The 372-nt window shown below is 62.6% G+C and carries 1 protein-coding gene; it reads right to left on the reverse strand.

Annotation, left to right across the window (positions count from 1 at the left end; genetic code table 11):
- A partial coding sequence (locus tag PQR42_RS45680) for an electron transfer flavoprotein subunit beta/FixA family protein (protein ID WP_408394078.1) occupies nucleotides 1-372 on the reverse strand: 372 nt, incomplete at both ends.

Below are 372 nucleotides of genomic sequence, written 5' to 3' on the forward strand. Positions count from 1 at the left end.
AGCACCTTGGCTTCGGTCTTCAGCTTCTCGACCAGCGTCTTCACGTCCGGCACCTTCACACCGGCGGAGCGCTTCGGCGGCTCGACAACCTTCAGCGTCTTCAGGCGCGGCGTGACATCAACGCCGAGGTCTTCCGGCTTGACGACTTCCATCGGCTTCTTCTTCGCCTTCATGATGTTCGGCAGCGTCACGTAGCGCGGCTCGTTCAGGCGCAGATCGGTGGTGATGACTGCGGGGAGCTTTAAAGACAGCGTTTCCGCGCCGCCGTCCACTTCACGCGACACCGTTGCCTTGCCGTCGGCGACGACAACCTTCGAGGCAAACGTTGCTTGCGGCAGATTCGCCAGCGCAGCCAGCATCTGGCCGGTCTGG

Source organism: Paraburkholderia sediminicola (assembly GCF_046027355.1).
In the GTDB taxonomy this organism is placed as follows: Bacteria; Pseudomonadota; Gammaproteobacteria; order Burkholderiales; family Burkholderiaceae; genus Paraburkholderia; species Paraburkholderia sediminicola_B.